The sequence below is a fragment of the Pseudomonas sp. Leaf15 genome (assembly GCF_001421425.1).
GTDB lineage: Bacteria > Pseudomonadota > Gammaproteobacteria > Pseudomonadales > Pseudomonadaceae > Aquipseudomonas > Aquipseudomonas salomonii.
Window position 1 is genome coordinate 73193 of the sequence record NZ_LMKI01000005.1, and the last position, 15139, is coordinate 88331.

At 54.0% G+C, this 15139-nt stretch carries 9 protein-coding genes; 6 read left to right on the top strand and 3 right to left on the bottom strand.

Annotated elements, in window-relative coordinates; genetic code table 11:
• The first annotated feature begins 222 nt into the window (after positions 1–222).
• The 3 genes from ASE80_RS06070 (at position 223) to ASE80_RS06080 (ending at position 3094) form a co-directional block, all read left to right on the top strand.
• Entirely contained in the window at positions 223–1845 is a 1623-nt protein-coding gene (locus ASE80_RS06070) for a vWA domain-containing protein (RefSeq protein WP_056858119.1), read from the top strand.
• Positions 1846–1937: 92 nt separating this feature from the next.
• Positions 1938–2510, top strand: coding sequence for an RNA polymerase sigma factor (locus ASE80_RS06075; protein ID WP_056858120.1), 573 nt, complete (start codon positions 1938–1940; stop codon positions 2508–2510).
• The gene (locus tag ASE80_RS06080) at positions 2507–3094 is read left to right on the top strand and encodes a hypothetical protein (protein WP_056858121.1); all 588 of its coding nucleotides are present in this window, start codon (positions 2507–2509) and stop codon (positions 3092–3094) included. Before ASE80_RS06075 ends, ASE80_RS06080 begins: the two co-directional genes overlap by 4 nt.
• A gap of 518 nt (positions 3095–3612) precedes the next feature.
• Here ASE80_RS06080 and ASE80_RS06085 read toward each other — a convergent pair.
• Entirely contained in the window at positions 3613–3834 is a 222-nt protein-coding gene (locus ASE80_RS06085) for a hypothetical protein (RefSeq protein WP_056858122.1), read from the bottom strand.
• Between the two features lie 2311 nt (positions 3835–6145).
• On the opposite strand from ASE80_RS06085, the gene ASE80_RS06095 reads away from it, so the two are divergent.
• The 3 genes from ASE80_RS06095 (at position 6146) to ASE80_RS06105 (ending at position 13567) form a co-directional block, all read left to right on the top strand.
• Positions 6146–11020, top strand: a complete 4875-nt coding sequence (locus ASE80_RS06095; RefSeq protein WP_056858123.1) for an ATP-binding protein — start codon at positions 6146–6148, stop codon at positions 11018–11020.
• Positions 10969–12420 carry a hypothetical protein gene (locus ASE80_RS06100; protein WP_133257336.1) on the top strand — a complete coding sequence of 484 codons (1452 nt, stop codon included), beginning with the start codon at positions 10969–10971 and terminating at the stop codon, positions 12418–12420. The genes ASE80_RS06095 and ASE80_RS06100 overlap by 52 nt, the downstream gene beginning before the upstream one ends.
• Positions 12421–12667: 247 nt before the next feature.
• A complete protein-coding gene (locus ASE80_RS06105) occupies positions 12668–13567 on the top strand; it encodes a DUF4238 domain-containing protein (protein ID WP_056858125.1) in 900 nt (299 codons plus the stop codon).
• Between the two features lie 389 nt (positions 13568–13956).
• Here ASE80_RS06105 and ASE80_RS06110 read toward each other — a convergent pair whose 3' ends face one another.
• Together ASE80_RS06110 and ASE80_RS06115 are read right to left on the bottom strand one after the other, a co-directional pair.
• Positions 13957–14166, bottom strand: coding sequence for a hypothetical protein (locus ASE80_RS06110; protein WP_236708808.1), 210 nt, complete (start codon positions 14164–14166; stop codon positions 13957–13959).
• A 63-nt stretch (positions 14167–14229) separates the two neighbouring features.
• A complete protein-coding gene (locus ASE80_RS06115) occupies positions 14230–15072 on the bottom strand; it encodes a hypothetical protein (protein WP_056858127.1) in 843 nt (280 codons plus the stop codon).
• Between the last annotated feature and the right edge of the window lie 67 nt (positions 15073–15139).

Here is a 15139-nt window from a genome sequence, read left to right on the forward strand (position 1 = left end):
TTTTCGTTAAGACCTTTCTGGGGTTTCTCCGTAGTCGTCAGTTATTTCGGGCTCGGCATCGTTGAGTGACCTACAGGGCTCGATGCTTCCAGCTGACGCCCGAAGGCTTGGTGCTCTGTAGGGGAAGCGTGTCGTATGCGTAAATTCCGGGATTTAACCCGAACCCGAAGTGCTTTGCGTCTGAGCCTATGAACGGATTATTCACTGTTGAGGTTCTGCGCCATGTCACATGCTCGTTTAGTGCTGCGTCCCCTTGTCTGCAGCGTTGCGGTTGCCGTACTGGCTTCGCTGGCCGGCTGTGGGCTTTCATCGTCCCGAGAGGCGGCCAAGCCTCCCGTGCCAGCGGCCGCCGAGCCTCAGGCTGAGGGTGCCTTGAGCAAGCAGGCCGCGATGCCTGTGCTGATGGCCGCGCCAATGGCCATGCGCGACGCCGTGGCCTATCGGGCCGAGCCTCAGGAACGCTACCAGGACCTGCCCGACAACCCGGTCCACAGCGTTGCGCAAACCCCGGTCTCGACCTTCAGCGCCGACGTCGACACCGGCAGCTACGCCAATGTGAGACGTTTCCTCAACCAGGGGCGGCTGCCACCTGACGGTGCCGTTCGACTGGAGGAAATGCTCAACTACTTTCCTTATGACTACGCGTTGCCCACTGACAGCTCGCCTTTCGGCGTGACCACCGAAGTTGCCACCACACCCTGGAACCCGCACACACGACTGCTGCGCATCGGCATCCAGGCCTCTGACCGTGCGGTGGCCGACCTGGCACCGGCTAACCTGGTGTTCCTGGTGGATGTGTCGGGCTCCATGGACCGCCGTGAAGGCTTGCCGCTGGTGAAAAGCACGCTGAAATTGCTGGTGGATCAGTTGCGTGATCAAGACCGTGTGTCGCTGGTGGTTTACGCCGGTGAATCGCGTGTGGTGCTTGAACCCACCAGCGGGCGAGACAAAACCAGGATCCGCAACGCCATCGACCAACTCACCGCCGGCGGCTCTACGGCAGGCGCCTCCGGCATCGAGCTGGCTTACCAGATGGCCCGTGCCGGCTTTATAGAGAAGGGCATCAACCGCATCCTGCTGGCCACCGACGGTGACTTCAATGTGGGCGTCAGCGACTTTGACAGCCTCAAGCAGATGGCCGTCGACCAGCGCAAAAGCGGCGTGTCCCTGACTACCCTGGGTTTCGGTGTGGATAACTACAACGAGCACCTGATGGAGCAACTGGCCGACGCCGGCGACGGCAACTACGCCTACATCGACAACCTGCGTGAAGCCCGCAAAGTCTTGGTAGACCAGCTCAGCTCGACCCTGGCGGTAGTGGCGCGGGACGTGAAATTACAGGTGGAATTCAACCCGGCCCAGGTCAGCGAGTACCGCTTGCTGGGTTATGAAAACCGCGCACTCAACCGTGAGGATTTCAACAACGACAAGGTCGACGCCGCAGAGATCGGCGCAGGGCACACCGTGACCGCCCTGTACGAAATTGTGCCCAAGGGCGAAAAGGGCTGGTTGGAGCCGTTGCGTTACGCCGCCGCGCCTGCGGCCGAAAACACCTCCGCTGAGCTGGCCATCCTGCGTGTACGCTACAAACCGGCCGCGGGCGGTGCCAGCCAACTGATCGAACGGCCCATCCGCAACGAAACCACCCCAGCCAGCGCCGACCTGCGCTTTGCGGCAGCGGTGGCCGCCTTCGCCCAACAGCTCAAGGGCGATGGCCGCTACACTGGCAGCATGAGCTTAAAGGACACCGCCGCACTGGCCCGCTCGGCCCGCGGCGATGACCCGTTCGGGTTGCGCAACGAGTTCGTGCAACTGGTGGAACTGTCGCAGAGCCTCAAACACTGATCCCGAACATGGCACCAATCAACTGTGGGAGCTGGCTTGCCTGCCCCCACAGTCAATGTGCATCGATCCATCGAAAGGAGTTCGCGACCTACATGGCCGTAACAGATGACTCACCCAGCGACGAATCGCTGCTGGCCCGCTACCGAACCGGCGACGCTGCCGCGTTCGAAGTGTTGTACGCGCGGCACCGCCAAGGCCTTTACCGATTCCTGGTATCACTGAGCAACAAGGCCGAACTGGCCGAAGAGGTGTACCAGGAAACCTGGCTCAGCCTGATCCGCAGCACCACCCAGCCACAGGGCCGGGCGAGTTTTCGTACATGGCTGTTCCAGATTGCCCGCAACCGCCTGATCGATCACTGGCGCAAGCACGGCACCCACAAACCCTTACATGACAGCTACGACGAACAACTGCACGCCCAGGCCGACGACAGCGCCGGCCCTGAACAGCAACTGAGCCTGAGCCGCGACCAGGCGCGCCTCGACGCCGCTTTGCAAGACTTGCCCGAAGACCAGCGCGAAGTCTTCCTGCTACGCCTGCACGGCGACCTCGAAGTGCCGCAAATCGCCGCCCTCACCGGCGCCCCGCTGGAAACCGTAAAAAGCCGCCTGCGTTACGCCCAGCAGAAACTGCGCCGCCTGCTGGCCGAGGAGATACTCGTATGACCCACTCCCCACACACACCTGACGACGAGCTGATCCAGCATTTGCGTCAACACAGCACCGGCGAACCGCCTGCGTCCCTCGACGCCTTCCTCCTCGCCACCGCCCGCCGCGAAGCCCCCAAGCCGCAACCCAGCCTGTGGCAACGCTGGCTGCAAGCCTGCCGCCAACCGCGCTGGCAGATGGCATTCGCCACCGTCGCCGGTGTGGCACTGATGATCGGCGTGGTGATGCGCGTGCCCGTGTCGCAGCCGGAGATATCCACCGCCACGTTTTCCGCGGCGCCGGCGCCACAGATGTATGCCGCGCCTGCGCCTGCGCCCATGGCGCGGATGGCGATTGCGCCGAGGGTAGAGTCTGCACCGGTTCAGGCTGAAATCGCCGGTGCGACGGCGGATGCACCCGTGGCGAAGCTGAGCAAACGCGCACCGGTCGTTGTGCCTTCGTTGGAGGAAGGGTTGCAGGAGATTGTGAATCTGCGCGTGGCGGGGCAAGCCAAAGCGGCGGATGAAAAGCTGTTGACGCTGCATGAGCGCTTTCCTGAGGAGGATTTGCCGGCGCGGTTGGAGGCGTTGCAGAAGCGGTAAATGCCTTCAAAAAAAGCCCGCCACCGACTACTCGGTGGTGGGCTTTTTAATGGAATCTTGAAAACAACTTTGCCAAAAATGTGGGGCTTGCCCGCGAAAGCGGTGTATCAGTCATACCTGTATTGGCTGACACGCCGTCTTCGCGAGCAAGCCCGCTCCCACATTTTGATCATCGTTTGCCTGGAAAGGCGCTGGGGGGGAATGGGCACAGATTTATTGACACCCGCAAGTCAACTATTCAGACATTGCGGATACTCGAAACTCAAGACATACAAAAACTCGCCCACAAAAAAGCCCCAAATCTTTCGACCTGGGGCTTTTTCATCTGTATCTGGTGCCCCGGCGTCGTTTGAACTGGGCAGTAATATGCCCGTATTCATTGGGTGTCTTTGGTGGTGCTTCGGTTAGGCATACATGTGGGCATACACGGCGCTTCCGTCTGGCCACTTTTTTCGAGGTATCCCGTAGGGTAAAGCAACACCAAATGGTTGCTGATGTGTTGCCATCCGGCTTAGTGGTTACTTCTTCGTTCGACCTTCTGCTGCCAGTGAGGCGAGCGCAAGGGTGATGAATCCTGCATTTCCATCCAGGGTATCCAGTGCCCCTCGAATGTTCTGTGCCACTTCTGTAGATCCTCTTTGCTCAACCCAGTTTGACAGCTCCTCGATAGCTGCCCCCAGGGCCAGTTGGTTTTCATTCATGCGCTTGAGCAATGACGCAAGCAAAGGGGTGTCTTCCATGATGTTCTCCCGCCCTGTTATCAGGTAGTCAATCTACCTCTAGTCAGTAGCATTGCATATCAGCTGTCCTTACCACCTGGTGATCAGAAATCACGCCGACCATCTTGATTCCCTAGATGCGTAGTTGCATGGACTTGTCCACCCATTTGCATTCGACTTGACCAATCGTTTGCATCGGATTTGACCAGCACACTGGGTGGCCTTGATCGGCAGAAAACGGCCAGGAGCAGACCTTCCTTAAATCTCCAAATAGGTTTACAAACCAGATACGTTCACAAGTTTAGGCAAGACGGTATGACCCTTTCCAAGGGCAGTATAATAAAACTGATCACTATTGACCGGGCAGCGGTGGTACTCAGGGACTGGATGAACTCTCGGGAGGCGGCTCCTGGAGATATCGCCGTGGTGGAAAGGGTTTCAATGGGGGAGGCTGGATGTACCGTTCTCTTGTTGTGCGAGCCAGAAGTAGGATTCCTTGAGTGGAGAGCGTCATATTTTGAGGCTGGGTTGACCTATGAGGTGCTTAGTAGCAGTCCCACTGACGTCGCCTCTTGAATGTCTGCTCAGGGCCGATTTCTACCTGCCGCCACCGTCAGCTTTGGGTCGTCTTCTGCCCGTCGCGAGACGGAAGAAAACGACCCAATACAGCCAGTCGACACTGGCAGAAGTGGGCCAAAAGCGGAATTTATCTGCTATGACACCAATGACGAGTTGGCCTGCGAGGCAGGCTGTAAAAATATGATCACTACAGTGAACCAAGATGATTGCTTAAGCTATTTCGTCGTCGTGCATGGCATTGACATTGAGACCTTCGAACGACTGGCCGTTCACTTCGAATGTCGTCGTGGCGGCATACGAGTGACGGACGGAAGCCGGTATATCTCTATCCCAGTCACGATGGCTGCCGTAGGGGGCACCCTTGCTTGGGTCAAAACCGAACTCGGGGGGCGCTACTGTGAGCTGTATTTAATAGTGTCCGTCGCAACCAAATTGTCTTGGAGCGAGGTTGTCATCAACTCTGAGATAGCTTTGCTCGCTGGTCAAGCTGGTGCGGCGATTAAGGTTGCTTTTAAGCTTTCATCTCTGCAGTATCCACATTGGGTCGACTTCTGCCAATCAGGGCCACCCAGGGTGCTGGTCAAATCCGATGCGAACGACTTGCCAAGTCGAATGCAAATGAGTGGGCAAGTGCAATGCAGATGGGTGGTCAGGTTGAGTGCAATTACCCACCCTAGAGGCCAACCATGTGGTGTAGGGCCAATTTGGAAAGGCAGCATGAGAGCACGTATCCAGCCCCCATCCAAAACTGGTGTAACCGGTGTTACGAGTGTAACGCTCTTCACCAAACGCCCGGTTTCATTGGCTTTCATGCCTGTTACACAGTCGGGCGACATAGCGTACCTCCGATGTAACGCTGCCACTGCGTGTAACGCTAAAGTCAGCATCCGGGTGTTGTGGGCAGGCGCTTTGCGCTCAAGCCTACCAAGCGAATTTCGCGGGCTCCGCCTTTCGATGAAAGGAAATCACGCTGGGGACCCTGAGAGCTTTAGCTTCACACGGGGCATGAAACCCGCGGGATCGAGTTAGTGGGAGGCGTGGGAAGTTACTGAAATTTCAATCGTTGAAATTGAAAGGATCTTAAAGAAATTAGGTCATCGTTACCGTCCTGGTAACGATGACCTCAGATCGCCCAAACGGTAGGGCAAATGCACAGGTGAACTGGAGTTCACCAGGTTCACCTGTTCACTAAGCTGGGAGGCTCCCCGCTAACACGATTCCGCGGGTTTCCTACCCCGTACCTTCAAGAATACGCCAGGGTCCCAACCATCGAACCAAAGCTAATAGCATGACCGACCTCGCTTCGCTGGAGGAGCAATAATAATGGGGCTTGGGGATGCCCTAATAAAACCGTGTTACAGGTGTTGCGCGTGTTGCGTCTTTGTATAAGTCTTTGATTTTAAAATTTTCATTATTAGTTGCATAGCTGTGACTTGTTTGCCGATTTACGTGTTACATGGCAAATAGGTGTTACATCAACGAATATTCTGGAGGAGCGGTTTGTGATGATTTAGAAGGGAGTAATCGACCTAGGGGCTTTCGCTTATTAGGTCGCTACCGGACTCAAGTAGAAACTGAGTCAAGCTTAAGCAACACATTGAAGTGGATATGGTGCTTAAAATGGGGCAGTAATGGGAGATGTGCCGCAGATTCAAGTCCGGTAACTTTGGGCAGTCTATGACCAAACGGGTTGCTAATGCGAGTGAACCCAGCTATCACTAACCAATTATCAGACGTTGAACGGAAACGTGCCTTGAGCCACACACCGCAAAATCCCTTCCCCAGTGACCGAATAGGTGGTGGTGGCGCTGCGACCAGCGCCGGGATACGTTTCGAACAACAACTCGGGGCGCTCTTCTCATCATGGATTCTCGCTGGCGACAGGCTAGACGACAGCTTTCGTCTTGGCGCCGCTACTCCTGAATGGGTCCGTTTTGAAACAGAGGCACCCGTCGACGATCTTCTGATCAAGACCAGCGTCGGCGGCTACATCGCAGTTCAGGCTAAGACAACTGCAAATCTTAGTGACGACCCTAGCTCCCCGTTAGGGAGGACAATCTCGCAGTTCGTTCGCCACTGGCTCGTCGCTCAGCAAGGTGATGGCACTATGGGGTGGAATCGCCCCCTCGATCCGGTCCGAGACCGATTGGTGCTAGCTGTAGGCCCTCAAGCCTCAGCCCAGATTAAGAACGATTTACCGACCGCGCTACGCCTCATTTCACAGCCAGGTGGAGGCGCACTCAACCAGGCACAGCAACGCGCTTATCAAGTGTTCTCAAGTTTGGTCGAGCGTGCTTGGTCGAGCGTTACCAAAAGTCCATTTGATGATGATCTGCTGCTGGAGCTAGCGAAACTTGTAGACATATTCACCTTTGACGGAGACCAAGGGTACGCGTTAGCGAGGGGCTCCCTTATCAAAGTCTTTGGGCCAGACGTAGATGCTGCGGCAGCTTTCGCTTCCTTGTCCGATTTAAGCGGTCAACTAATGACGAAGCGTGGCGGCGGTGACCTACCCGTCTGGCGACAACTTCTCGCCAGCCGTGGTATCGCGCTCAATGCACCTCCCGAGTATCTCAGTGATATCCAGGCGCTCAAGCGACATTCCAAGCAAATCGCAGAAGCGCTCGCCAGCTATGAAAAGATCGATGTAGGCAACGGCGAATCGTTGTCCGTACGTCGCGACTGCCAAACCGCGATTGAGACGGCAGTGCGAAGCGGTCCCTTGCTCATTATTGGTGAGCCCGGTGCTGGCAAGAGCGGGGTTCTGAATGCCCTGGCGAAGAAATTGGACGAGGATGGTTTAGATGTTCTTCAACTCGCCGTGGATCGTTACTCAATTGAGAGCCTCGAAGGCTTATCCCGTGAGGTCGGATTAAAGCATCCTATTCTTGATGTCCTTGAAGCCTGGGACGGACCGGGCGAGGCCTATTTGATAGTTGATGCATTGGACGCGACGCGCGGCGGTCATGGCGAGAAAATCTTTCGAACTCTTATCGAGCGAGTCCTTGAACGGAAGGGGCGCTGGAACGTTGTGGCATCGATTCGTAATTTCGACCTGCGTATGGGGCAACAGCTACGTGCTCTGTTTCGAGGGACGCCGCCGCAGACGTCGCTCGCAGATCCAGCTTTTTCAAACGTTTTACATATTCAGGTGCCCTCTTGGTCAGAAGCGGAGTTTGAGCAACTTCTCCAACAGTCACCTACCATGGCTACGTGTCTTGCAAACTCGCCGCCGCGTCTGCGTGACTTGGCTATGGTGCCCTTCAATACCAGACTTCTGAGCGAATTGATCTCGGGGAACGCGGTCAAGGAACTTTACGCAGTCGCTTCCCAAGCCGACTTATTAGGCCTTTATTGGGAGCACCGTGTGGAAGGCCACGGTTCACCAGCAACGAATAGCCTCAGCCGCGTCGTTCAATCCATGATCAAAGCGAGGGCGCTTCGCGCATCAAAATCTGAGGTGGCGTTCGATGCTCCCGCAATGATCGACACCCTCTGTAGAGAAGGTGTACTTGTTGTCGTTGATAACGAAAGGTGGGTACAGTTCCGACATCATCTCCTATTCGATTATGCAGCCGCGCGGCTTTACCTAGACCCCGACGCCATAAGCAACAGAACTTATCGATTCGCTAAGGTTGAGGCGCTGGGGATGATGCTATCACCAGCACTTGGATTCGTACTTCGCGAAATTTGGGAGTCTGATCCTGCCCACGTGCGGTTTTGGGGGACCCTAGGCAACCTCATCAATGAAAAAGATGGCGACCCAATCATCCGCAGCACTGCTGGCAGATTGGGTGCAGAGTTTCCAACTTCGGCGAATGACTGCATTCAACTCGGGAATCTGGCTATCGCGGGTGACAAGGGGGCTCTAGAGACGCTCTCCCATGTGACAGGTGCTTTTGCTGTGCGGCTGGAAGATGAGAAGGAGATAGTTTTGGGGCCATGGGTTTGTCTCGCCGATCGATTGGCTACCTCTCCGAGCAACGTTAGTAATATCCTTCGATTTCTGCTCCACAATCTTATTGGAAGAGCCGAAGACGACGCGTTCAAGCCGATGCTTGGCCAAGCCGCACGCGAACTACTGACTTACGGACTTAGCCAGCCCGAACCGGGGTTCATTGTCAGGAGCGCCATTGATTTCGTCATCGCCACATACGGAAGTGACATTACTGCTTCTCGGGGCTTGATAGCCCGGTTGTTCGGCCGTGATCGGCTAGACCGTTTCGGGCATGCCGAGGTACCAGCGGTCTGTTACAAAATTGCAGCAATCGGAGAAGCCGATCCAGAGTTCGTCGCTTCAGTTATCTACCGGACGGTATTTGATTACGAAGTGACGGACGATCAGCAAACCAGGATCAACAATAGCCAAATCCTTAGCCTTACTTCCAATGCTCGGCAGGATTACGAAATGGCGCGATGGTCCCTAGGCGAGTACCTGCCAAAATTTCTAAAACTGCATCCAAGAGCTGCGATCACTGCTGTCGTCTATGCGCTCGAAGGATACGTCGCACGTGAGCATGCAATTTCCGACGAAGCCCTAAACATACGGTTTCAGGCTGGAGGAAGATCAATTCATCTGCGAGAAGACCACAGCTACGTGTGGGCTCATAACCCCGACGGCACTCACGAGCGTGATGCAGAGCGCCTAGTGGCCAAGTTGCGCGAGCACCTCAAAGTCGCAACTGAGGCTGAGGCTTTGGCTTTGATCGACATCCTAATGGATGAGGCTTCTTTAGCGATCCTCTGGTCTCGAATGTTCCTCTGCGCCGTCGAGCGCTCCGACGGTCTAGTAGACCTGCTCTGGCCCATAGCAGTGACCGAGCCCTTTCTCGTTCTTCCCGACACCCGAAAAGACGCAATTGATCTCGTTGCGAAAGGCTATGTTCGACGTTCAAAGCAAGAGCGGCAGGCACTAGAAGAGGGTGTGCTTCACTTCGATTTTTCAAAGTTTACACATCACGTCGACGCTCGCTTTTCCTTCTTAGAGCGTCTTTTTGGTGCGCTAGGCAGAGACAACTTGGTCACTGAAGAAGCTCGCCGAATCTGTAACACGTCTGTCCAAGGTCCGACACCAACAAATGACAGGCTATTCACAGTTCATACCGGCTGGAGCAATCCGGATGACTTTTTCTGGATGCGAGATCTAGACAAGGATGCGCCTGAGAACTCGCGTGTCATAACCGCGATCAAAGCTGCGGAGACACTGCTTGGACTTGAATCGAAGTCTGAAAACGCCTCAGTGGCTTCGCTTAAAGACTCGCTTGCAGCACTCAACCGCATACAAAACCTACTAGACGATGCGGCACACTTTGGTCTTAAGCGGCATGCGGAGGGGGTCATTGGTCAAGGCTGCGAAGCCATCGTATCGCGACAGTTGCTGGTATCGAAGGACGTGCCTCCTACGCCTGAAGAAGATGCAGAATTTATAGCATTGTTGGAAGTCGCTGCTAGATCCGAGAGTCCGGTGCTTGAAGCCCACACGGAGACCGAGTTCGAAAAGTCTGCTGCATGGGGGAGCCCAGCAGCACGGGTTGAAGCAGCGCAAGCTTATTGGGATCTCTTTGCTCAACGAGCAGATCTCTACCCAAAGCTGGGTGCTCAGGCGGAGGAACTGCTTTCTGATACTCACCCTGCGGTCCGGCTGAGTGCTTCGGTGCGCCTTGTCCGAATTTGGGACTTAGATCGTGACCGATTCTGGAGCCTACTGAATGGACACTTTACGAACGAACCTAACCTAACTGTCATCGAGCATCTTCTCGGTGGGGTCGTCTCACGCTTGATACATTCAGATCAGCAGCGAACTCTAGAGCTCTTACTGATGCTGTCACAGCGTGAGACATCGGGGTCAGATCGACAACGGCGTCTGTATAAAGCCATCGCAGGTAACCTTACAGTTCTTTGGGTTACCTACAGTTTTCCGGGGGCAAAGGCTGTTATCGATAAGTGGGTAGAAGAGCCGTGGAAGCACTCCGAAGCAATAATTAAGATCTTAGCCACACTACGCGACGCTATTGTTGCCGGGATCGCTGAGACCCCCGGCAAGTATGTCGGCATCCGCCAGCGCTCCCAAGCGCTTGTCTCCGACATTGTAAATGCTGCAAATACCCTGCTTGCCAGGTATGTGATGGCTCAAGATTTGGACGTAACAGCAAGCGAAGAGGTTCGGGAATGCGCGCGGCTGATTGACACTGCAGGAATGCAGATGTTTTTTGCGACTGACGAGAGCCGCAATAGCTGGGCTGACAACGCATTAGGTTTCCGCTCAGGTCTGGGGGTATTCCTGCAAGAAAACGCAGATATCCTAAAGCGGATCGGCGAGTATGCTCAACCGCACACTACATATTATCTGCTTCAGCTCGTTGAGCGGTTAGTCGATGTAGACGCGGGTATGGCCTTCGATTTAGCAATTAGCATTCTTCAATCTAGTACGCGACTAGGCTATCAAAACGATACTTTGGGTGTAGACCTGCTTGTCAAACTCATCGGGATCTTTCTTGCTGACCATAAGGAAATCTTTGAGGACGCGGCCAGGCGCGCGCAGCTAATTGATTGCCTAGAAATATTTATGGATGCCGGGTGGCCGGCGGCACGGCGCTTGCTTTATCGCTTGCCGGAATTTATCCAGTGAATCGGTCTGCGTTACAAAACCTATTTAAGCGGGGGCTCAGCGACCTCCTTACTGAATTGGAGCGGGAGCTGGCAAGACCGCAGCGTGATCCTTACGCAGAGCTCGACCTCAGTCGCCGCCCCCACGAACACGATACGCGTCTGCTATTCGTGGATGAATTACTCACTCACCTTGGGTGGCGACTCGGCGCATTGGGCAATGTCCTTGAAGAGGCTCGCCTACAGGCGAACACTACGAGGTTCATGGACTATTTAGGTGTGTCCGACATTAATGGGACACCACTCCTGCTGATAGAAGCCAAAGCTTGGGACAAACCTGCGATCTCTGCTCGAGGGGACGGTCAACACGATAGTGAAGCCGCACTACTTGTTGCCGCGATCCAACATATAAGGGGCGGAAAGACCGAGGCTACTTCGCCGATCATTGGAGAATGGGACAAGTATCTGCGGCAAGTCAGCGGCTATGTCAAAACGCTCAAAGAACGGTACAGTCACAACTTACCCAGAGCCGTCATCATCAGCGGGGAGTGGATGGTGGTGTTCAAGGCGCCAGTTGAAACTTTCCTGGGAGCTGCTCGGCCTGACGATATCGCGATCTATGCACGCGCACAGCTTAAGGAGCATGCTGAGGAGATCTTCGACCTTCTTCATCGTTCGATGTTAACCATAGACGCACCAGTGCCTTTGCGTCCGGCGCAACTGACGCGTTACTTAGAACTGGGCGAAGTCTCTAGCGCCTTTCAGGGTATGCATGTCCACTATGAGCGAACTGGCAGCAAGCTATTCACACCTATGCCGCGGATCCTGATCTACCCAGCACTATTCGTTATCCGCACAGATGGCGCTCTATTCACCGTGATCCACAATGAGACCCCGGTCGAACTCGACTATCGAAGGAATGATGATGACATCGAAACACTTGCGCCGCACCTGGATGAAGTGCGCGCCCTTGGCGCCACGCTTGTTGCAGCATGCGCTAGGGAGCTTGGTGGAGAACTGACCCTCGCTGAGCTTTCAGCCTTTCCGGGATTTCGTAATGATCGTTTGTCGAAAGCACCGGTGGATACACTACCAGAAGCGGACGAATGGCTCGTCGCAACTGGTAGTGCAACGCACTTTCTCCTCGCGGACCCCCGCGTGCAAGAATGTAAATATCATACTTGGGCTGAATGCGGAGCTAATGCCACAATGAATTCCGCAATCAGCGTTCGTACGGTCAATCCTCCAGCGTTTTTTGTTGATACTCAGCGCCACCACTGTGCACACCAAATTGTTCAAGACCGTCGAGAAGCGCGCTGCCTCATCCAAGCAATTGACAGCCGGACCTGCTGCCAAGCATGTGTATTTCTGGAGCGGTGCTGGACAGAGGATGAGCGGGCGGCTTTGCCTTGTGGTCTATAGCGATACCTCTAACAGTATTTAATGTCCGCAATACTTCGTAATTAGCCTTTGTAAAGGGCAGCTATTGGCCGTTGCCCGTCGGTCGCGAACGACCGATTAAACCCACAGGTAGGAGCGGGCAGTAAAAAAGGTTGGTGACATTAACGCTTCTCAGGTTAACTTTTGGCGATGTTAAAGTGATATGGCTCTATTGAAACGTTTCTGCGGCTTAGTGTGATGCCCCTCAAACCAGGACTTGGATCGATTCATGAAGAAACAGATGACCATCAACCAACACTACGTTCCGCAACACTACATGAAGCTGTGGGCCGATACGAGCGGGAAAGTCTGGTTGCATGACCTAGCCCACAATATAAAAGGCAAAGTGGGAACAAAGAGTGTTCTTTCAGATGAGTACTTTTACGAAGATGACAAAAATAAGCCAACCAACGAAATTGAAGATATTCTAGGAGAAATTGAAAATAAGGCAGCTCCTGTTCTTAAGGCAATCGCTGAGCTGAAGCCGGATGAGCTGCTAAAAAATGAAATGGACATTCATAAAGAAATTTGCCAGCGCGCAGCACTCGTCTTAGCAAAAGCAGGGGCGTTAGAAAAATTATTGAACTTCATCTCTGCGCAGTTAATACGCACTCCCAATATTGTCCAGCAGATGGCGAAAATTATTAAAGAGGCCCCACTGTCGAGTGAAGAGAGAGAAATCTTCACCATGCAGAACGAGCCAAGTCAGCTAGTCAGGCTTGGGCTAGAGCGAATACCTAGACACCTACAGTCGAGTTATGAAGTTGTTCTTGGGTTTTCCAGTGATACGCCTTTCGTCACTAGTGATCATCCTGTTTCCGAGTTTTTTACTAGTACAGCCGAAGTTCTTCCGCAGCCTGTATATAACCTTTTGCATGAGACCCAAATCATGGTACTTTTCCCCATATCGCCAACGTTTCATTGCACCCTGATCCATAGAGATAATAAGCAAAGGCTCGGGACTCCCTACCATTCTAGAGAATTGAGTTCAGATAGTCTGAATGGCTTGCCAATTTCATGGATGTGGATTGACGAGGCGCTCATCTATTTTTTCAGAGGCATGCATTCACGCTTTGGCAGGAAACATATGATCAGCAATCGTGACGAAGCGGCCCTATTGAATAACTAACTGCGCTTTGCAAAGAAGAAAGTTCAGTTGCGTATAGTCTAATTTTGCGCGCTGATATAGGGCTTTATATAAAACGAGCCCCGTAAAGAGCGCTACGAAAACTAGAAGGCGATGTTATTCCCTGTTCTATGATGTCCTTTGGATGTTTTGTTTTGGTGTTGCGTTTCGTGGCGTGCATTTGCGTTTGGAACCGTCACTGGTCCCGAATTCGACGTAATCAAGGCATGTTCAACTCTAAGATTGAAAATGAATGGCCTTGAGGGTCTGCTTTTGGCCGAAAGCGGTTATAAGTCCACAGCCGTCACGGATCGGAAACCGAAAAATCTGGAGCCTTGCTTGTAATGAGAGGGTCTGACGAAGCGGAAGCTGCTTAAGCTTCCGCTTCTTCATCAACCGCTCTTTCTTTTGAGCTTGAGATCTATGAAATCAATCTCTGCCTTGATTGCATCAATCGTGAGCGTCGCGACTTTAGTATCTTTGTTTGCTCTTGCATTGAGCTTTTTTATGCCGCCCAGGACGACAATTATTTCGTTCAAATGAAGCTTCCGCGCTTTTAGGTGATCGGGCATCTCAGCGCTGTTCTGTGGTGGTTTATTCATGATTAGACCGTTGGTTGGCCCGAAGCAGCCGACCCTCGCCGGTTGCTTCGGGGAGGGTTCAGGTTAGGCCGCCAGTAGGTCAATAAGGCTGTGTTGGCCTGAGCGATCTATGAGCTCTCGCCAGGTCCAGCTTCCAAAGTGCTCGCCCTGTTCAGGGATATCCAAGTTCATCAGTGCAACCGGGTCACGATTAATCAGATTGCATGCGGCCCACAGCTTACCGCCAGTTTCCAGCAACTCTTTCGCGGCCTCGTTCCACTTTTCCTCTAACACGGTGTTCGCCAGATGTGCCGCTTTGTTCTCGATCTTGGCGCGTTCTTTTTGTGCCTCCGTGATATGCAGGTCAATCGTCTCCAGCTCCTGCTCCAGGGCGGTGATGAGCAATTGTTGGCGGCGGTGATGTTCAATCGCAGTGGTGAGGTTTTTTGCTGCTTTTTGAGCTCCGGCGTTGGCCACTTTCTCGCCCTCCACATCGCCCCAAGCGACCGCCTGCGCATAAGCGGTGGCTGCGTCCGTTTCAGCTTGTCGCGCTTTTGCCATGTCCTCCTGATCGCTCTGGCGGACCTGCTGCAATCGTGTCTCGATGCTGTTGCGCTTCTCGTTGAGTTCCATTTCGTCTGCTTTCCAGTTCGCCATATCGCTGAGATAGCCCGCAGCCAAGCTCTCACGGTTTGCCAATGTCTCAAGGCGATCAATCTTCTGGTTCAGTTTACTGATCTCCAGATCTCGCGAGTCGATGCGCCTTTTGTGATCGTTGATTTCATCCTGCACGGCCCGTTGACGGCCCTGCTGGATAACCTCGGGACTTTCCAGCGCTTCTTCGAAGGGCGCCAGGTCACCCTGAATGCTCTTCATTTCGAGGGTCAGTGTGTCGCGGCGGTCTTTCAGTTCTTGGATAGTGTTCATCTGTATTGTCTCTGGGTATTGCGGTTGATAGGGATGGTTGTCGAACGGCTGGCGAGGCCGGTAATGA